The 18,837-nt window shown below is 58.3% G+C and carries 14 protein-coding genes and 2 tRNA genes; 7 read left to right on the top strand and 9 right to left on the bottom strand.

Features of this window, described 5'->3' with window-relative positions; translation table 11 throughout:
• Positions 1 to 2: 2 nt before the first annotated feature.
• Positions 3 to 1,172 carry a deoxyguanosinetriphosphate triphosphohydrolase gene (locus O3A94_10620; GenBank protein MDA1356706.1) on the bottom strand — a complete coding sequence of 390 codons (1,170 nt, stop codon included), beginning with the start codon at positions 1,170 to 1,172 and terminating at the stop codon, positions 3 to 5.
• 123 nt (positions 1,173 to 1,295) lie between these two features.
• Between O3A94_10620 and erpA the strand changes: the two genes are divergently transcribed.
• Both erpA and xth read left to right on the top strand, forming a co-directional pair.
• Positions 1,296 to 1,664 carry an iron-sulfur cluster insertion protein ErpA gene (gene erpA / locus O3A94_10615; protein MDA1356705.1) on the top strand — a complete coding sequence of 123 codons (369 nt, stop codon included), beginning with the start codon at positions 1,296 to 1,298 and terminating at the stop codon, positions 1,662 to 1,664.
• 69 nt (positions 1,665 to 1,733) lie between these two features.
• Positions 1,734 to 2,504: an exodeoxyribonuclease III gene (gene xth, locus O3A94_10610; GenBank protein MDA1356704.1), complete on the top strand. Its 771-nt coding sequence runs from the start codon at positions 1,734 to 1,736 to the stop codon at positions 2,502 to 2,504.
• A gap of 19 nt (positions 2,505 to 2,523) precedes the next feature.
• On the opposite strand, the gene O3A94_10605 is transcribed toward xth, so the two are convergent.
• From O3A94_10605 to O3A94_10570, 8 genes are all read right to left on the bottom strand, one after another.
• The gene (locus O3A94_10605; GenBank protein ID MDA1356703.1) at positions 2,524 to 3,675 is read right to left on the bottom strand and encodes a hypothetical protein; all 1,152 of its coding nucleotides are present in this window, start codon (positions 3,673 to 3,675) and stop codon (positions 2,524 to 2,526) included.
• Positions 3,676 to 3,758: 83 nt separating this feature from the next.
• Positions 3,759 to 4,214 carry a VOC family protein gene (locus O3A94_10600; GenBank protein ID MDA1356702.1) on the bottom strand — a complete coding sequence of 152 codons (456 nt, stop codon included), beginning with the start codon at positions 4,212 to 4,214 and terminating at the stop codon, positions 3,759 to 3,761.
• A 41-nt stretch (positions 4,215 to 4,255) separates the two neighbouring features.
• Entirely contained in the window at positions 4,256 to 5,809 is a 1,554-nt protein-coding gene (locus O3A94_10595) for a M81 family metallopeptidase (protein MDA1356701.1), read from the bottom strand.
• 38 nt (positions 5,810 to 5,847) lie between these two features.
• Positions 5,848 to 7,569, bottom strand: a complete 1,722-nt coding sequence (gene ilvD / locus O3A94_10590; GenBank protein ID MDA1356700.1) for a dihydroxy-acid dehydratase — start codon at positions 7,567 to 7,569, stop codon at positions 5,848 to 5,850.
• Positions 7,570 to 7,619: 50 nt separating this feature from the next.
• Positions 7,620 to 10,271 carry a valine--tRNA ligase gene (locus O3A94_10585; protein MDA1356699.1) on the bottom strand — a complete coding sequence of 884 codons (2,652 nt, stop codon included), beginning with the start codon at positions 10,269 to 10,271 and terminating at the stop codon, positions 7,620 to 7,622.
• An 81-nt stretch (positions 10,272 to 10,352) separates the two neighbouring features.
• Positions 10,353 to 11,003 (bottom strand): DUF2497 domain-containing protein, encoded by a 651-nt coding sequence (locus tag O3A94_10580; protein MDA1356698.1) that lies wholly within the window; start codon positions 11,001 to 11,003, stop codon positions 10,353 to 10,355.
• Between the two features lie 118 nt (positions 11,004 to 11,121).
• Positions 11,122 to 12,528 (bottom strand): TolC family outer membrane protein, encoded by a 1,407-nt coding sequence (locus O3A94_10575; protein MDA1356697.1) that lies wholly within the window; start codon positions 12,526 to 12,528, stop codon positions 11,122 to 11,124.
• Positions 12,525 to 13,184 carry a protein-L-isoaspartate O-methyltransferase gene (locus O3A94_10570; protein MDA1356696.1) on the bottom strand — a complete coding sequence of 220 codons (660 nt, stop codon included), beginning with the start codon at positions 13,182 to 13,184 and terminating at the stop codon, positions 12,525 to 12,527. Before O3A94_10570 ends, O3A94_10575 begins: the two co-directional genes overlap by 4 nt.
• Positions 13,185 to 13,412: 228 nt before the next feature.
• Here O3A94_10570 and O3A94_10565 point away from each other — a divergent pair.
• From O3A94_10565 to O3A94_10545, 5 genes are all read left to right on the top strand, one after another.
• Positions 13,413 to 13,486 (top strand) — tRNA-Cys (locus O3A94_10565).
• Positions 13,487 to 13,574: 88 nt separating this feature from the next.
• Positions 13,575 to 15,983, top strand: coding sequence for a xanthine dehydrogenase family protein molybdopterin-binding subunit (locus tag O3A94_10560; GenBank protein ID MDA1356695.1), 2,409 nt, complete (start codon positions 13,575 to 13,577; stop codon positions 15,981 to 15,983).
• A 12-nt stretch (positions 15,984 to 15,995) separates the two neighbouring features.
• A complete protein-coding gene (locus tag O3A94_10555; GenBank protein MDA1356694.1) occupies positions 15,996 to 17,147 on the top strand; it encodes an LLM class flavin-dependent oxidoreductase in 1,152 nt (383 codons plus the stop codon).
• Positions 17,148 to 17,216: 69 nt separating this feature from the next.
• Positions 17,217 to 18,434 carry a cyclic nucleotide-gated ion channel gene (locus O3A94_10550; GenBank protein MDA1356693.1) on the top strand — a complete coding sequence of 406 codons (1,218 nt, stop codon included), beginning with the start codon at positions 17,217 to 17,219 and terminating at the stop codon, positions 18,432 to 18,434.
• Between the two features lie 313 nt (positions 18,435 to 18,747).
• Positions 18,748 to 18,822 (top strand) — tRNA-Asn (locus O3A94_10545).
• Positions 18,823 to 18,837: the final 15 nt, after the last annotated feature.

Genomic DNA, 18,837 nt, shown 5'->3' with positions numbered 1-18,837 from the left:
TATTATGATGGAATTTCAAACAGGCGCTGATGTTCTAGGAAGGCAAATCGATCGGTCATTCCGGCGATATAGTCGGCCACCGCGCGGGCCGTTTGGTGGCTGCCTGCAGCATCGCAACGCTCCCGCCAATCGTCGGGCAAACATTCCGGCTCCGCAACGAACAGCGTGAATAAATCCCGTACGACCCGGCGCGCCTTGCTGGCCATTCGGTTGACCTTGTAGTGGCGATACATGCGGCGATAAAGGAATTTCTTCAGACCGCGGTCATTGGCCGCCATTTCCTTTGAAAACGCAATCACTGGGCGGCCGAGGGCGCGCACCTCGTCTGCGCTCGTGCAAGCCGCGTTCGCCAGCCGACCGCGACTTTCCGCAATGAGATCATCGACCATGGCGCCGATCATGCGGCGCACTCCTTCATGCACCAGGCGGTTCTGATCGAGATTTGGATGGCTGTGGCGCACGGCGGCAAAAATCGGCCCGACCAGCGCGACATCGGCCAGGTCATTGAGTTCGAACAGGCCGGCTCTCAGACCGTCATCAACATCATGATTGTTGTAGGCAATATCGTCAGCGAGCGCCGCGACCTGCGCTTCCGGCCCAGGATAGATGGCGAGTTCCAAATCATGGCTCTCGTTATAGCGCTGTATAGCCGGCGGCAAGCCGGTCTCGGCGGGCAGCAGCGGGCCATTATGCTTGACCGTGCCTTCGAGGGTTTCCCAAGTGAGATTGAGGCCGTCGAAATTGGCGTAGCGTTCTTCTAGCTGAGTGAGGATGCGCAGTGTCTGGGTGTTGTGATCAAAACCGCCATAGTCGGCCATTGCCTCCGATAGCGCATCCTCGCCGGCATGGCCGAACGGGGTGTGCCCCAGATCATGGGCCAGCGCCAAAGCCTCAGCCAAATCTTCGTTCAGGCCCAAGACGCGACAGATAGAGCGCGCGATTTGCGCGGTCTCTAGGCTGTGCGTCAGGCGCGTGCGGTAGTAGTCGCCCTCATGATAGACAAATACCTGGGTCTTGTACTCAAGACGACGGAATGCGGCGCAATGGATTATGCGGTCGCGGTCGCGTTGAAATGCTGTGCGCGTCGCGCTTTCAGGTTCAGGATGGAGCCTGCCCCGGCTTTCTGCCGGATTACTGGCATATGGGACGATGTTATGTGGGGGAGTACTCATCGTTTGAGAGTATATCGGCGAACACAGGCGCACAAATGGCCATAGATGTTGATTCGCACCAAGAGATGCCTAATTAATAAATAGGTGCTAGACTGGAACGGCTTTAAACAACGGAATTTAAATATGGCTCGACCGATAGAGAGCATGGTGGTGGAGGCCAGTGGCCCGATCACCATTTCTAACAGCGCTGCACGGCAAGTTGCCCGCCTCCTCAGCAATGAAGAGGACATAGGTCAGGCGCTGCGCGTCACCGTTTCGGGCGGCGGCTGTTCTGGTTTTCAATATGGGTTCGCGTTCGACGCCAAGCGTCAGGACGGTGATATCATCATCGAGCAAGACGGCGTAACCGTGTTGGTCGACAGCATTTCCGCCGGCTACATGGCGGGCTCGGAAATTGACTATGTCAACGATCTGATTGGCGCTTCCTTCCAAGTGAAGAATCCCAAAGCCGTTTCGTCTTGCGGCTGCGGCACGTCTTTCTCATTGGTCTAAAAAAACTCAGCTCATAAGATAGATTGTTCCGTCTTTCCGACGGGAAATCGGCTTGATCGGAGTACTGCGCTGAAAATCGCCACCTGGAACGTCAACTCAATCAAAGTGCGTCTGCCCCATCTTTTGGAGTGGCTGGCCGAAACTGCGCCGGACGTCGTGTTGTTACAGGAAATCAAGACCATCGAAGAAAACTTCCCCGAATTGGAAATCGGCGACGCCGGCTACAACTGCGCTGTATTGGGGCAAAAAAGCTATAACGGCGTCGCAATTCTCAGCAACCGGCCGATCGAGGATATCACCCGCGGCCTGCCAGGCGACGAGAGCGATGAACAGGCGCGCTATATCGAGGCGGTGATCTCGGGCGTGCGCATTGCTTCGATATACCTGCCCAACGGCAATCCGGTGGAGAGCGAGAAGTTCCCTTACAAGCTGGCCTGGATGGCGCGTCTGGCCGCTCATGCTGCCACCTTGCTGGCACACGAAGACGCAGTAGTTTTAGGCGGGGATTACAACATCATACCAGCCGACGGCGACGTCTATGACCCAGAAGGTTGGCGCGACGACGCCCTGTGCCAGCCCGAAGCACGTGCGCATTTCCGTACGATCCTCAATTCAGGCTATACTGAAGCGTTCCGCGCGCTGCACAGTGAAACCGGGATGTATTCGTTCTGGGACTATCAGAAAGGCCGCTGGCAACGCGACGAGGGCCTGAGGATCGACCATCTCTTGCTCTCACCGGAAGCCGCCGACCGCCTGGAAGCCTGTGAAATCGACTCTGGGCCGCGCGCCAAGCTCAAAGCGTCTGACCACACACCAGTCTGGTGCACGCTCACGGAATAAAGCCAGATGGCAATGCACTTCAAACCTCTCGGCGGCGAACCGACCAGACGAAGCCGTCGTACCAGAAATGCATAATGGACACGCACATCACGGCGGCGAAAAACCAACTATTGCCGATCGGCAGTGAGTCGGCGATGAAGCCGTAAGCAAATACCGAAACCAAAAAAATCGTTAGCGCGACGGGTTTGGCGACGCGCTTGGCCTCAGGCAACCGGAATACGCGCATCATCGTGCCCTGCTCGCGCCACCAAACAATGGCGAAATATTGCAGTGCGTGAAAAAAATTCATGATGAAAAACGCTTCGCCGTAGGGATTGAACCCCCAGGCCCAGACCGAGCACAGTGCCGTCGACGCATAGAGCGCAACCTTTTGCCGGCTCACCCGCCAGCCAGCTCCAGCAGCCCGCCAATACCACCACAGATAATATCCAACGAACGGCACGCCGAAGCCGACCACCGCCCATGTCAGCGCCCCCGCCACACCTTCCGCCTGGGCCGGTATCCGGGTGAAGAAGACCGCGCCGATCTCTGCGAATTCGTTGAAATCTCCGACATGATCCATGAGCGTGGCGCCAGCGGCGATCGGCCCCACATAGATAAGCAGGTTAAACGTCGCATCGAGCCGGCGGCCGACGCGGGGGTTGTTGCCGACGCGAGCATCGTAAATCCGCCCGAGGCCGAAAGTCTGCATGCCTGAGTGATAGACATCCCAAAACGTCGCCGCGACCGAGACAACGACGATCGCCGTGGTCGAAAATCCCATCGCCAGAAACAGCACCAGCGGCACCACCGTGAAGCGCAACGGAAACCGCCGAAACACTGCAACGTTCAGGTGGCTGCGATACACCACAGCCACCAAGTGGGCCATGATAAAGGGTCCAACAAACCACGCCATGAGACTGTTTTCTCGGCCCATGAAACCCACGCCCCCTTCGCCCAGCAACGTGAACGAAAGGCCGATACCGAGCGCCAGGGCAATCAGCGGCGAATAGATAAAGAACAGATTGTCGTACCATGGGCTGGCGATATAACCGCCATTGGACGATTCGCGCGCCGCCGCAAGCCCAGCGGTCGGCCCGGCGTCAATCACTTGACCGGGCGGCCTTAGAGCCGGCAGCAAGCGGGCCGAGAAACGCGCAAGCCGCACGATGGCGGGGTCTTCATTTGCCATACCGGCGCTATGTTAACGCAGAATGAAAGAGCGCGCGTCGATTAGCCGAGCGGCCGGCGTGCGAGGGAAAACGCCACAAAACCCTATTCGAAGGGCCGCCCCGCATCGAACAGATTGCGTCCGCTCGGACCCTTGCTGCCGCGCGGCTCTTTGGTGACGTCAAAATTAAGCTCAACGATAACGCCGCTTGGGTCCTGCACGAAAAGCTGCCACAGCTTGAAATCGGGAATATTCATTTGCCGCCAGACGCAGCGGTGCTTCTTGCAGACTTCTTTCATTTCATCGAAGTTTTTGGCGCGCAGCGCAACATGGTCTACCGGCGCCACGCCCTGATCATATTCATAGTCGCCAGCATGGGTTTGGGCGGCGCTGCCGCCATAAATGTGGAACATGGTTTCGCCCATTTCCAACCAAACGCCAGGAAATGGAAAGTCCGGCCGAGCGACCTTCTTCATGCCGAGAACCTTGGTATAGAATTTCTCGGTTGCGGCCAAATCTTTGCTCTTGATCGCCACATGGTGCAGGTCAAGCAGCGGCATAGCGGAACCTCCCTTTCAGAATCCTTACAATTCGCTGCATCTTACTCTGTCTCACCGTAGGAGCAATATCCTCCGCTCGCGTGGGTCTCTGGGCCAAGCACGCGCGGCCCGTTGGGCTGGATGCGTAGACCTGGGCGCAAGTTTTTGTAGGGAAATTTGCGCGTATCGGCAAGATTGGGGCCAGGTGCGATGGCGGTGATGATCTGCGCCGCGATGGGCTGGAAGTCGGCGCGGAAATGTACCGAGCTTTTGAGCACCAGTATTTTTTGCTCGATAGGCTCCAGGCCAAGATGGCGGAAGATCGATTGGTCAGCCGCCTGAAATTTTCGGCTGGAGACAATGACCCGAACATCGGCGGATTTGTCGGCGACTTTTAGCAGCGCCATTTTGCCTAATTCCATACGCGCCCCGCGCCACATTGGGCCGGTCGCGGTAAATCGGCCGTCGCCAAGCCGCTCGACGTGAAACTTTCCTTCGAACGGACGCTGGCCGGGCTGGCCGGATTTGGCCCCAAGCGCGATCGAGAAGCGGTGGCCTTCTCCGGCGAGATGCGCCGCCTCAGCGACTTCCGGGTCGTAGAGGATCGCCAAGACCGCGCCTTTGGCACCACAGCGCAACAGCGCCTCGAGCATGCCGACTGTGTCGGAGTTGCCGCCCGCGCCAGGATTATCCTGAGTATCGGCGATGACGAATGGGCCTGCGTCGCTGTTGGCCATGGCCAGGCGCACCGCTTCGTCAGGGCTGAACAATTGTTCGGTAAACTCGCCTTCGCAGGCACCGATTTCATCAGCCAGGGTATCTACTGCGCGCGCCACGGCCGCCAAATCCGAGCCACAGCCATAAACCGAGGGGCCGCATATGGAAATATCGGCGGGCGGAAATCCCATCGCGAAGGACAACTGCCAGACGCCGGGCGCCGCCTCCAATTCACCGAGGCGGCGGTAGAGCCCGCCGGCGGGCTCCTCCATGGTGCATTGCGCGTTGATCGGAATTAAAAAATCGATGGGGCGGAAATGATTTGCTGTAGCACCATCAGATCGCAAAATATGGTCCATCAATTTTGCGGCGCGCGCGCCGGTCACATCCATATCTATATGAGGATAGCTGCGATAGGCCGTCAGTGCGGACGCGGCGGCGCACATCTCGACACTGATGTTGGCGTGCAGATCAAGGCTAACCACTATCGGCATCTCGGCGCCAACTGTGGCGCGTATGCGGTTTAGCAGGGCGGCCTCGCCGTCGGCAAAATGTTCCGTCACCATGGCGCCGTGCAGGTCGAGATAGATGGCATCCGGCTTTGCTGCGGCGATGTCTTCCAACAACATGGCGGAGATGCGCTCGAACGCGTCCTCAGTAACATGGGCTGAGGGAGAGGCGGAGCACCAGGAAAGCGGCAACAGCGTGTGGCCGGCATCTTGCGCCGCCGCAATAAAACCGGCAATCGGAAGATTGATCCCTGCCACGGCGTCAAACAGGCCCTCGCCCCGAGAGAGCGCCGGCCAGGCATCGGCCTCGGCAAAGGCGCTGTAATCTGCCTGGACCGGGGCGAAGGTGTTGGTTTCGTGCTGAAACCCGCCAACGGCGATGCGTGCCATAATGTGCTGTCGAAGCTTACGCGGCGCTTACGAGACGCTTAAATATCTGCATAGCACGAGGTTTCCGCCGCACCGCCAGGATGGGTGACGGCGCCTTTATAAGCAGGACCGACGGTCGCGGCATATTTCCACAATACACCGGAGCGGTAATCGCTTTCGCGTGGCTTCCACTGTGCATGTCTAGCGGCTAGTTCGGCATCGTCGAGAGCGACGCTCATTTCGCCGGTCTCAGCGTCGATGGTGATTTGATCGCCATCGCGCAATAAGGCGATGGGACCACCGACGGCGGCTTCGGGGCCGACATGGCCGATGCAGAAGCCGCGTGTCGCCCCGGAAAACCGCCCATCAGTGATGAGGGCCACTTCATCGCCCTTGCCCTGGCCGTAAATCTGCGAGGTCACGGACAGCATTTCTCGCATGCCGGGGCCGCCTTTCGGGCCCTCGTAGCGGATGACAATCACATCACCGGTTTTATAATTCCGGCTTACCACGGCTTTCATCGCGTCTTCTTCTGTGTCGAAGCAGAGCGCCGGGCCAACGTGGCGCAAATTTTTCATGCCCGCGACTTTCACAATCGCACCCTCAGGTGCGAGATTGCCTTTGAGGCAGACCAAGCCGCCGGTCGGCGAGAGCGGCGTCGAGGTGCTGAGCACCACATCCTGATCTGTTGGGAATTTCACGTTGGCCAGATTCTCGGCGATGGTCTTGCCAGTGACAGTGAGACAATCGCCGTGCAAATAGCCGCCTTCCAGCAACGCTTTCATGACGATCGGCACGCCGCCGACATCGAACAGGTCCTTGGCAACATAGCGCCCGCCGGGCTTGAGGTCGGCAATATAGGGAGTGCGCCGGAACACTTCGCCGACCGCCGCCAAATCGAAATCGATACCGGCCTCGCTGGCGATCGCCGGGAGATGCAGGCCGGCATTGGTCGAACCACCGGTAGCGGCGACGATTGTCGCCGCATTCTCCAAGGCTTTCCGGGTGACGATGTCGCGTGGGCGGATGCCAAGCTCGATCAGTTTCATGACTTGGACGCCGGAGGCCACCGCGAACTCGTCGCGCGAATCATAGACCGCCGGCGCACCCGCCGAATGGGGCAGAGCCAAGCCGATGGCCTCGGACACGCAGGCCATGGTGTTGGCCGTGAACTGACCCCCGCAGGAGCCGCCCGACGGGCAGGCCACGGCTTCGATTTCATCCAATTCGGCTTCCGTGACCGAGCCGCTCGAAAACTTGCCGTAGAATTCGTAGACGTCCATCACTGTCACATCCTTGCCGCGAAACCGCCCCGGCAGGATGGAGCCGCCATATAGAAACACCGACGGCACATTGAGCCGCACCATCGACATCATCATGCCAGGCAGTGATTTGTCGCAGCCGGCAATGCCGACCAGCGCGTCGTAGGAATGCCCGCGCATCGTCAACTCGACGGAATCGGCGATGACGTCGCGCGACACCAGCGAGGATTTCATGCCTTGATGACCCATGGCGATGCCGTCGGTCACGGTGATAGTGGTGAATTCGCGCGGCGTGCCGCCGGCCTCATCGACACCCGCTTTGGCGGCTTGCGCTTGACGCCGGAGCGTAATGTTGCACGGTGCCGTTTCGTTCCAAGTCGTCGCCACGCCGATGATCGGCCGGTTCATGGCCTCGCGGGAGACGCCCATCGCGTAGAAGAAAGCGCGATGCGGCGCGCTCTTGGGACCTTCCGTGATGTGACGGCTGGGCAATTTGGATTTGTCGAACTTGGAACTCATTTTATTCTCCACTTGAATGTCGCGCGATCTTAGCGCTCCGGCCCAGCCGGTTAAAGCGCATCGATGCGCTTTGCCGCCTCGGTTATCTTGAGATGTGCAGCTTCGGCCTCGGATTTGCGGCGGCGCTGTTCGGCCACAACATGCCCAGGCGCCTTGGAAAGAAATTTTTTATCGCCGAGCTTGCCCTTGATCCCTACGATTTCCTTGGCAATGCGGGCCAGTTCCTTTTCCAGCCGGGCACGCTCCTGCGCGACATCGATAACACCAGCTAGCGGCAGGGCCACGGAATCTCCGTCGATCACCAGTTGGACGGAACCCTTGGGCGGCGCCCCGTCCAGGATAGCCATGCTATCCAAACGCGCCAGTTGGACGATCTGTTCACGTTGATTTTCCGCCCAATCCGGAAAACCGTTTTCACCGCGCAACAGCAACGGGATTTTCGCGCCCGCCGGTACGTTCATTTCGGCCCGTGCGGCGCGGACCCCAGAAACCAGTGCAATCACCCGACCTATCTCCGCGGACGCCGCTTCATATTGCAGTGTGGCATCGTCCAACACCGGCCAAGGCTGGAAAATCAACGGCTGGGCGCGTTTATCGTCAAGGCGACCCCACAACTCTTCGGTGACAAACGGCATGAAGGGATGCAAGAGGCCGAGAATCTGTTCCAGCGCCCAAGCGGCGGTGGCGCGGGTTTCGTCTTTCTCCGCGCCGTCCGGCCCGTTCAAGACCGGTTTCGAGAATTCTACGAACCAGTCGCAGAACACGCCCCAGGCAAATTGGTAGATCGCGTTGGCTGCCTCGTTGAATCGATAGGCTTCAAGCGCCGCCTCAATGGCAGCCGAGGCGCGCGCCGCCTCACTCACAATCCAACGGTTGATGGTGCCAGTACAGGCGGCGGGATCGTACGCCGCATCGCGGTTGCATGAATTGGCCTCACAAAAGCGTGCGGCGTTCCATAATTTGGTGGCGAAGTTGCGGTAGCCCTCAACGCGGCTCTCCGACAATTTGATATCTCGCCCTTGGGCCTCCATCGCAGCCAGGGTGAACCGCATGGCGTCGGCGCCATACTTGTCGATCAGTTCCAGAGGGTCGATGACATTACCCTTACTCTTGGACATTTTCTGCCCTTCGGCGTCGCGCACAAGCGCATGGATATAAACCGTGCGGAACGGCACATCGCCCATGAAATGCATGCCGAGCATGATCATGCGCGCCACCCAGAAGAAAATAATATCGAATCCGGTGATGAGATCATCATTGGGGTAATAGGTCTCGAGCGCTTCGGTCTTTTCCGGCCAGCCGAGGGTGGAAAACGGCCACAGGCCGGAAGAGAACCAGGTGTCGAGGACATCAGAATCCTGCCTCAACGCCACGTCCTCGCCGTAATGTGCCTTGGCTTTTTCCGCCGCCCCAGCCGCATCCATTGCGACGAAGATGGTATTATCAGGACCGTACCAAGCCGGGATGCGGTGACCCCACCACAGTTGGCGCGAGATGCACCAGGGCTGGATATTGCGCATCCATTCAAAATAAGTGTTTTCCCATTGTTTTGGGACGAACCGGATGCGCCCGGTCTCGACCGCCTCGATGGCTGGCTTGGCAAGAGTTTTGGCATCGGCGAACCATTGGTCGGTGAGCCACGGCTCGACCACCACGCCGGAGCGGTCGCCGTAGGGCAGCGCGTGGCGATGCGGTTCGATCTTTTCGACCAGGCCGAGCGCTTCCATGTCGGCGACAATTTTCTCGCGCGCGGCATAGCGTTCGAGGCCGCGATAGGGCTCCGGCACATTCTCGTTGAGGCAGGCGTTGGCATCGAAGATGTTGATCAATTCGAGATCATGCCGGCGGCCAAGCTCAAAATCGTTGAAATCATGCGCCGGTGTGATCTTCACGGCGCCCGAGCCGAGCTCCGGATCAGCATGCTCATCTGCCACGACGATCAGGCGGCGGCCGACCAGCGGCAGCACCGCGAACCCGCCGATAAGATTTTTCCAGCGTTCATCGTCAGGGTGAACGGCGACTGCTGTATCGCCGAGCATGGTTTCCGGGCGTGTCGTCGCGACGGTAATAAATTCGCCCGCGCGGCCCTCGATGGGATAGCGGAAATGCCATAGATGCCCGTCTGTCTCGCGCGGCTCGACTTCGAGATCGGAAATCGCAGTGTGAAATTTAGGATCCCAATTGACGAGGCGCTTGTCCCGGTAAATCAGGCCCTCTTCGTGGAGCGCGACGAAGACCGTGCGCACGGCGTGCGATAACCCCTCGTCCATGGTGAAACGGTCGCGCGACCAATCGGGCGAGGCGCCAAGGCGGCGCAATTGATTGGCGATGGCGCCGCCCGATTCCTCTTTCCAGCGCCACACCCGTGCGACGAAATCATCTCGCCCCAAATCGCGGCGGTGAATATTCTCTTCGGCGAGTTGGCGCTCGACCACCATTTGCGTGGCGATGCCCGCGTGATCCATGCCAGGCTGCCACAGGGCGTCCCGCCCCATCTTGCGACGATAGCGGGTCAGCACATCCTGCAGGGTAGAATTCAGCGCATGCCCCATATGCAGACTGCCGGTCACATTGGGTGGCGGCATCATCACGCAATATGGTGGCAGACCGGATTTGGGCGCGCAGGCGAAAAGACCCGCCACCTCCCAGGCGTCGTAAATCTTACTCTCGATATCGGCGGGCAGATAGGTCTTGTCCAGCATTGCTGAACTCTCTCACTACAGTTTGGCGGTTGGGGCCGTGGGATTGATCAAAGTACGGCACGGGCGGCGCCCGGCCCAATTTTACACCGGATCGGAGCGGTGAATAATGCGGTCTAATTCCCGCTGCACTAGGCGTTGCACCATTTGTGGCAAATGTTTGTCGAGCCACTCGCGAAGCATCGGCCGCAACATTTCCAACACATGGTCTTCAATGGTGCGCCCGGAAGGCGTAATTTTCTGGCTATTCTCATCCGCCGATCCCGGTCCAATTTGTGAAGCGAGTGCCGCGAATGCGCCAGCGGCGGTTTCTTTGGTGAAGGTCTCCATCAAAGGCTCGTCACTCGCCACAACCGGCGGGGCGGGTGAGAATTGAGCATCAGGCGCGGCCGCAGGTGCCGGTGTGGTCTCGGGTGCAAGCTCGGATGCGGATTCAGGTACCGGTGCAAAGTCACTTGTTTCGGCGGTTTCGGCGGTTTCGGCGGCCGGTTCAGATTGCTCTAGCGCCTGCGCCTCAACGACATTGCCGTCTTCGTCTACTTCATTTGTCAACTCAAGCACTCCGTCGCCCGCGCCGGACAGTTCAGCCGAATCGGCAAGCTGCGCCTCGGTGGATAGACCGTCCGCCCCCGGGTTACTGCCGTCCTCGGCGGTGGGCCGAGCCGCGTCTGGTTTTTCCTCGTCCTCCCCGTCCTCCGAAATAATTCGGCGAATGGAAGCAAGAATTTCTTCCATGGACGGTTCTTCTTGTGAGGGTTCGTCCGCCATTTGATACCTGTATCAAGTCAAATATTTATGTGGTTTGAAGAGATTACGGCAAGGCGATTTAGAATGCCAGCAGTGCTTTCGCCGGTCAATCCGGTGACAGGCCAAACCACTTGTCGCGAACGCTGCGGTAGTGCGCATCGGCATCGTAACGCTCGACCGGAAGCTCTAGCGCGCCGGCAGTCAATTCGCCCATGGTTGCTTTCACCCAATAGCTGGAGACCACGGCATCGCGCTCCGCACTCACCAGATTGACGCGCGCGGCAAACACTTCTTGCTCAGCGTCAAGGACATCGAGTGTGGTGCGCAGGCCCACCAACGTTTCCTGCTCCACGCCTTCCAAAGCCAACTCAGCGGCGCGGACTTGCGAATGAAAGGCGGTGATCTGTGCCTGCGCGGTAATCAGCGATTCCCAGGCCCGCGTGACTTCCTCAAAGATAGCGCGGCGCGCCTCTTCGTATTCGAGCCGGCGCTGACTGGCGACTTGCTTGCTGCGCCGTACAGCAGAATGCTCGGCGCCGGATTGATAAAGCGGTACAGTCACAACTGCCGAAATGGACAGTGAATCGGATTCCTCAGTGAACGCGGAAACATCGTAACTCCGGTCATAGGCACCGCGAAGCGAGACTTGTGGCAACAAATCCGAGGTTGCCACATCGATATCATCGCGCGCCGCCAATTCGGCAAAATTGGCGCTTACAATTGTTGGATTGGCCGTACTGGCGGCCTGCAGTGCGTCTCGCTCGTTGGCAGGAACGCCGCCGATGCTAGCTGGCCATTCAAGCTTGCCGGGCAAGTCGCCGACAACCTGACGATATGTGGCCCGAGAAGATATCAAATCTCCTTCGGCGCCGATGCGATCTGCCTTCGCCTGAGCGACCCGCGCTTCCGCTTGGGCCACATCGGTCCGCGTTACTTCGCCAACTTCAAAGCGATCCCTCGCTGCCTGCAACTGGCGCTCAACAACGCGTTCATTGTTTCGATTAAGTTGGACCACGGTATGATTGCTCAATACATCCATATAGGCGGTCACGGCGTCGAGCAGGACGCGCTGTTCCGTCTCTGCCAGCCCGGCGCGCCCGGAATCAACTAAATTTTCCGCTGATTGCGTCTCTGCCTGGGTACGCCCGCCCCGGTATAACGGCTCGGTAATGCTGAAAGAAAACGACCGTGGCTGCAGTGAGTCTTTGGTGGTGGTGGTGGTGAAACCTGAAGTCACAGAAGTGGTTTCAGATTCGGAAAAACCTGCATCACCATCGATCTGTACAGTCGGGCGCCAGCCGGAAAGTGCGGTTGCCACGCCTTCGTCGGTGGCGCGCAACGAAGCCCGTTCAGCCAACAAAGTAGGATTGTTCTGATAGGCGCTCGCCAGCGCTTCCTCCAACGATTCGGCAAAAGCAGCGGGCGATATCAAGATCGCCGTCAGAGCGACGCCGGCAGTGAAACCCGCCAGCCTTCCGATCCGCCCACTCATCGGCTTCATCTTCTTATTCAAAACTCGAACGCCGGTTTCGTTTCTATACCGGGCAGCGGCGGGACAGCGGCATCGAATAGCACCCGATGCGAAATTTCGCCCCGAATCCTGACCCAAAGTGTTGCTCGGCCGACCACCTCGCCGGCGCCGCGCACCACCGCTATGATGCGGCCGCCCTCGGCGAGCTGATCGATCAACGACGATGGCATGAAAGGAATGCTCCCGTTTAGTAAAATAACGTCATAGGGTCCTTGGCGCGAATACCCCTCTGCAACGCTGCCGGTAACAACGATGACATTGTCAGCGCCGACTGCGCTCAGAGTTTGGCTCGCCTGCGCGGCCAGCGCGTCATCCGGCTCAAGCCCAACAACGGTGCCAGCCAAGCGGCCCAATACGGCGGATGAATAGCCAGTGCCGCAGCCGACATCCAGAGCCACGTCCTGCTCGGTGATGGTCGCCGCCTGCAAAAGGCGCGCCAGCACCCGCGGCTCCATCAAATAGCGCCCAGGCGCCACCATCAGGTCCTCGTCGATATAGGCCACGCCGGCAAGTTGCTTGGGCACAAAGCGCTCGCGCGGTACATCATCCATCGCGTCAATGAGGCGCCAATTCGTCACCTTGTTGGGGCGAAGTTGGCATTCAACCATATTGTGCCGAACGGCGGCGAATTCGCTCATGAGAACTATACCGTAACTGCCACCGCATACCGAACATCGGGTTGGCGACGATCTCCAGAATCAAAAAACTGGCGCATCTTATATCCGCCCTGCTACGAATGACAACGCAACTGCGAAAAGCTGTGAGTACCGCGCACCGTGTGTCGCGGCACACCCGGTTGACCAGCGCCCGCACCATACCGTATATGGGCACCCACGGGGGCGCAAGACGCCCAACGCCGCGTCATTGGCCGGGTGGCAGAGTGGCTATGTGGAGGACTGCAAATCCTTTTATGCCGGTTCGATTCCGGCCCCGGCCTCCACCGTCTCAATTGTAACAGTTTTAAGCATATGTCCCGACCGATTATTCTCTTTCCGCGCAGCGCATAACTTCAAACAGCCCGCGGTCCGGTGCAAAACTCCCCAGCAGAGCCTCCGGCCCTTTTTTCGGCAGCCGCCGCGCCGGATAATTCCGTCGACTGCCGTTTCGGACAGCCCGTTCGCCGATTTGAAGACGGGCGCTTCTTAACCGGAAAAGGCCGGTATGCCTCTGACATCCAAATGCCGCGCACGGCCCACGCGCGGATGCTGCGCTCGCAACACGCGGCTGGGCGAATCGACCGGCTCAACGTCACGGCGGCATTGGTCGCGCCTGGCGTTATTGCAGTCCTCACGGGCGACGATTTGGCCAAAGACGGCCTCGGTTGTTTCGCGCCTTTCACCAGCCGCGAACGAGCCGATGGCACGCCTAATTTTGTGCCGCCATACGAGCTGCTGGCCAAAGAGGAAGTCCGTCATGTCGGTGACATCATCGCAATGGTCGTGGCCGAAAGTGAGGCCGAGGCCGATTCCGCTCTCGAACTCATAGACGTGAGCATCGAACCCACAGCCTGTGTGACGGATACGCGCGCAGCCGCAGCGCCGGATGCGCCGGCGGTATGGCCGGAGGAACCTTCGAATATTTGTTTTGTCGAGCGTCTTGGAGATGCCAAACGAACGGCAGCAGCGTTCGTCGATGCCGCCCATATCGTCGCGGCGGAATATGTCATCTCACGTGTTGTAGCGAGTCCGATGGAGACACGCTCGGCGATCGGCGTCTTTGATTCCGGCGAAAACAGCTACACGCTCTATGCCGGTGTTCAGACGCCCCACCTGCTGCGCAATGAAATTGCCAACAATGTGTTGCACATAGAGCCTGCGTCGCTGCGTGTCATCTCGCCTGACATGGGCGGCGGGTTCGGCCTCAAGGCTTCTATGCAACGCGAATTGGCGCTTGTCCTGTGGGCGGCGCGGCGCACAGGCCGGGCGGTTAGGTGGGTGGCCGAACGCTCAGAATCCTTCCTCGCCGACCACCATGCACGCGACACTGTCTCGCAGGTATCCCTTGCTCTCGACGCGAGCGGTAAATTCTTGGCGCTCAAGGTGCACACCATCGCCAACCTAGGTGCCTATCTCGATACATTCGGCCTCCATATACCGGTCAATAACCTGGGCGGGTTAAGCGGCCCCTATGACATCGGCGCATTCGATGTCGAAGTGCGCGGGGTATTCAGCCTTACGCAACCGACTGCGCCCTATCGCGGCGCGGGACGGCCCGAAGCCACGTTGTGCATTGAGCGTATTGTCGATAGCGCCGCGCGCCAACTCGGCATGGACGCGATTGCTCTGCGCCGCCGGAATATGATTCCGCCTTCCGCCATGCCATTCGCAACGGGCTTGGCATTTCGCCTCGACAGCGGCGAATTCGAAAAAACCATGGATATGGCGATCGATCTCGCCGATTTTAATGGCCGGGAGGACCGCGCGGCGGAGGCTGCGAGCAGGGGCTGGATTCATGGCGTGGGCGTCGCCTACGCAGTTGAAATCGCCGGGGGTCCGCAAGATGCGCCTCTGAAAGAATCGGCGGAGCTGCGCTTCGATGCGACGGGGCATGCGACGCTTTTTCTCGGCACGCACAATCATGGTCAAGGACACGAAACTGCTTTTCGCCAATTGGCCCACAGCTTCCTGGGTTTAACCCCCGGCCAAATCGACATTCAGTTCGGTGACACGGCGATCGTAAAAGAAGGCGTTGGCACCTTCGGCTCGCGCTCGATTGGCATCGGCGGCGCAGCCTTAAAACAGGCGGCCGAGAAAATCATAGAGATCGCCAAGCCCTTGGCGGCTGAAATGCTAGAAGTTTCGGAATCGGACATCGGGTTTTCGGAGGGACACTTCGTGGTCGGCGGAACCGATTACAGGGTGTCTCTGCAGGATGTTGCAGCGCGTGCTTTCAAAGCTTCTGACGCCGCTGCGGACGCGGTCGCCGGGCTCACGGCACATGTGATGGCAGCGCCCGACAACTGCACCTTTCCCAATGCCTGTCATATTTGTGAGGTCGAAATAGAACGCGAGACGGGACAGGTGCGGCTGACGCGTTACGCCGTGGTTGAAGACGTGGGGAAGGTGTTGAATCCGCTGTTGCTGGAAGGCCAAATACATGGCGGCGTTGCGCAAGGGGTTGGGCAAGTTCTGTGTGAGGCCATCGCGTTTGATCCCTCTAGCGGCCAATTGATATCTGGGTCCTTTATGGATTACTGCCTGCCGCGCGCCGACGACCTGCCGATGATTGCTTTGCAGTCACATGAAGTGCCCAGCGAAAATACGCCTTTCGGTATCAAAGGCGCCGGCGAAGCCGGCACGGTTGGGAGCATGGCTGCTATGTCGAATGCCGTCTTCGATGCGCTATACAAAGTCGGCGTTTCGCATTTTGATATGCCGGCCACACCGGAAAGAGTTTGGCGGGCGATTCACAGGAACTGCGATTCACAGGAACAATGAGAAGGCGGCACCATGACTTCATCTGTTGACGCGCAAACTTCGCACCCCGATGACACCGCCGAGTGGCGCGAACGCAACGTGCCAATGTTCAACAAGAACCGATTTAAGCTCGGTGTGTTCGGCCTCAACTGCTCGCATGGATGCACGATTAGCCATGCCGAAACAACATTTGAGCCAACTTTTGAACACAATGTGAAGATTGCCCAACTCGCGGATAAGCTTGGCTTTGAACTTTTGCTCCCGGTTGGTCGCTGGCGCCACTTTGGCGGCACGACGCAATTCAACGGCACCAATTTGGAGGTTTATACTTGGGCGGCGGCGATCGCCTGTCACACCAAAGACATTATGGTATTTGCAACCTCCCATGTGCCCACGGTTCATCCCATTCTTGCAGCGAAACAATCGGCCACAATCGACAATATTTCTAACGGAAGATTTGGCATCAATGTGGTGTGCGGTTGGTTCAAGCCGGAAATGGAAATGTTCGGCGTCAAACAGCTGCCACATGACGAACGCTATGAGATGGCCGATGAATGGATGTCCTGCGTCAAACGGTTGTGGACCGAACAGGACTTCGACCATGAAGGCCAGTTCTATAAGATCGATCAGGGCTTTCTTTCGCCGAAACCGGTCCAGCAGCCCCATCCGGTAGTTATCAATGCTGGGTCGTCGCCGGCGGGGATCAAATTTTCGGCACGCCACGCCGATTACAATTTGCTCTCGATCACTTCGGTCGACAAGGCGGCGGACGTAATTGCGCAGATCCGCTCGAAAGCGGTGGAACATGGACGGCACTGCCGGGCGATGAGTTACGCACTGGTTTGTTGCCGCGACACGGAGGCAGAAGCTCAAGCTCTCTACCAACGAATTATCGATGAAGGCGATTGGGGCGCGACCAATACGATAATCGATCTGATGCTCGGTGAGAATTATTCCTACGGTTCCAACAAGGACGAAATCCGTGCCATGGGCGAACGTTTCATTGCGGGTTGGGGCGGCCTGCCGTTGGTCGGAACGCCGGAACAAATCGTCGATAAGATGATTAATCTCTCCGATCTCGGTGTTGAAGGATTGGCGATTTCCTGGCTCGATTATCATGAAGAGCTCAAATATTTTGGCGACCGCGTGCTGCCGTTGATGCGTGAAGCCGGCCTGCGCGAATGAGAAACGGGTGCCAGCGCAAGGGAAGGCTTTAGAAACTTTTCTTGCAATCGGAGTCAGGCAGCGCGACATATGGCTCCTGAATTGGCGCAGGAGTCGGTGATTTCCGTGATTACCAAGCTTCGCAATCGAGTGCATGACGCTCTCGAGGTGTCGGAGAACGACGATCTGTTCTCCCGCATTATCGACTTTGGCCTGATCGGGCTGATAACGCTGAATGTGCTCGCGATCATTATCGAATCGATCGAAGCGATCGCTGTGGCCTATCAGCCGCACTTCAAAGTGTTCGAATTGGTTTCGGTGGCGATTTTTTCCGTCGAATATGTTCTGCGCGTATGGATTTGCGTCGACAACGCGGACGGTAAATACCGCGGCAAGCTGATTGGCCGCCTGCGCTACATGGCAAGCCCGATGGCGCTGGTCGACCTGATCGTCATCCTGCCGTTCTATCTCAGTTTTATTATCGGTATCGATTTGCGCGTTCTGCGAATTCTCCGGCTGCTGAGAATCCTGAAACTCACCCGATATTCCGGCGCCTGGGCGCTGTTCGCGGCGGTGCTCTATGGCCAACGCCGCACGCTTTATATGTCGGGCTTCTTGATGATCATTATGCTCGTGCTCTCGGCCAGCCTGATGTACCTAATTGAGCATGACGCACAACCCGTAGCATTTGCCGACATACCCTCTGCCATGTGGTGGTCTTTGGTTACGCTCACCACAGTCGGCTACGGCGATGTCACGCCGGTGACCATCCTCGGCAAGGTGTTGGGTGGCTTCGTTACCATCCTCGGCCTCGGCATGTATGCGCTGCCGGCCGCCATCCTTGCCTCCGGCTTCATGCAGGAATTGAGCAAACGGCAATTCGTGGTGACCTGGGGCATGGTCGCAAAGGTGCCTTTCTTTGGCAGTCTCGACGCCCAGAAAATTGCCGAAATCGCGGCCTTGTTGAAACCTTCGGCAGTGCCCGCGCGCTATACCATTATCCGCCGGGGCGAGGCTGCGGATAGCATGTATTTCATCGTTTCAGGCGATGTTGAAGTGGATTTGCCGCCGAGCTCGTTTCACCTAACGACGGGCGAATATTTCGGCGAAATGGGCATTGTCAACCGTAGCGCGCGAGTGGCCAATGTCATCTCGATTACCGAGTGCCAATTGCTGATCTTGCAAGCGCGTGATCTGAACCGGTTAATGGAGGACAATCCGGCACTTGCCGGGGAACTGACCGAATTGACCGAGCGCCGCTTGGCCGAAAGCGAAAGTTTTGAAACACAGGATGAAAAAGAACCGTAAGAATTCAGCTCTTGGCTGTGACCGGCGCAGCGCCATAAGCCGCAGCGCCGAGCAGCGCCGGCGCGGATTGGCGCCGCGCACGCGGCCCCCGTGTGTCGCTCGCAGGCGTTTTTCAATGTCGGATACAGTGACATCAATCAGACGATTGTAATTTTCTCAGAATTAACCATATTTGCCCCGAATCATACGCTAATGAATGACTGGTTCCGCATTAGGCGGTTTGTTATATATTAAAATGTGAGATTGAATGACCGTCACTGGCCGACGAGCGCGCCATCCAAGTAGAGGCGCTCCGGCGCATCAAAGGAACCATTCCTCGGTAGCTCAGCGGTAGAGCAAGCGGCTGTTAACCGCTAGGTCGTTGGTTCGAATCCGACCCGGGGAGCCATTTAGAACAGGGGGT

The sequence above is a fragment of the Pseudomonadota bacterium genome, from assembly GCA_027624955.1.
Lineage (GTDB): Bacteria > Pseudomonadota > Alphaproteobacteria > UBA828 > UBA828 > PTKB01.
The sequence above is the reverse complement of the archived record's forward strand: the minus strand, read 5'-3'. Positions and strand labels throughout refer to the sequence as shown.

Excerpts from the sequence above, each read along its gene's own strand:
- O3A94_10550 (MDA1356693.1), top strand. The coding sequence starts at position 17,217 with ATGGCTCCTGAATTGGCGCAGGAGTCGGTGATTTCCGTGATTACCAAG.
- erpA (MDA1356705.1), top strand. The coding sequence starts at position 1,296 with ATGGCTCGACCGATAGAGAGCATGGTGGTGGAGGCCAGTGGCCCGATC.
- O3A94_10585 (MDA1356699.1), bottom strand. The coding sequence starts at position 10,271 with ATGCTGGACAAGACCTATCTGCCCGCCGATATCGAGAGTAAGATTTAC.
- O3A94_10570 (MDA1356696.1), bottom strand. The coding sequence starts at position 13,184 with ATGAGCGAATTCGCCGCCGTTCGGCACAATATGGTTGAATGCCAACTT.
- ilvD (MDA1356700.1), bottom strand. The coding sequence starts at position 7,569 with ATGAGTTCCAAGTTCGACAAATCCAAATTGCCCAGCCGTCACATCACG.
- O3A94_10555 (MDA1356694.1), top strand. The coding sequence starts at position 15,996 with ATGACTTCATCTGTTGACGCGCAAACTTCGCACCCCGATGACACCGCC.
- O3A94_10620 (MDA1356706.1), bottom strand. The coding sequence starts at position 1,172 with ATGAGTACTCCCCCACATAACATCGTCCCATATGCCAGTAATCCGGCA.
- O3A94_10595 (MDA1356701.1), bottom strand. The coding sequence starts at position 5,809 with ATGGCACGCATCGCCGTTGGCGGGTTTCAGCACGAAACCAACACCTTC.
- O3A94_10580 (MDA1356698.1), bottom strand. The coding sequence starts at position 11,003 with ATGGAAGAAATTCTTGCTTCCATTCGCCGAATTATTTCGGAGGACGGG.
- O3A94_10605 (MDA1356703.1), bottom strand. The coding sequence starts at position 3,675 with ATGGCAAATGAAGACCCCGCCATCGTGCGGCTTGCGCGTTTCTCGGCC.
- O3A94_10600 (MDA1356702.1), bottom strand. The coding sequence starts at position 4,214 with ATGCCGCTGCTTGACCTGCACCATGTGGCGATCAAGAGCAAAGATTTG.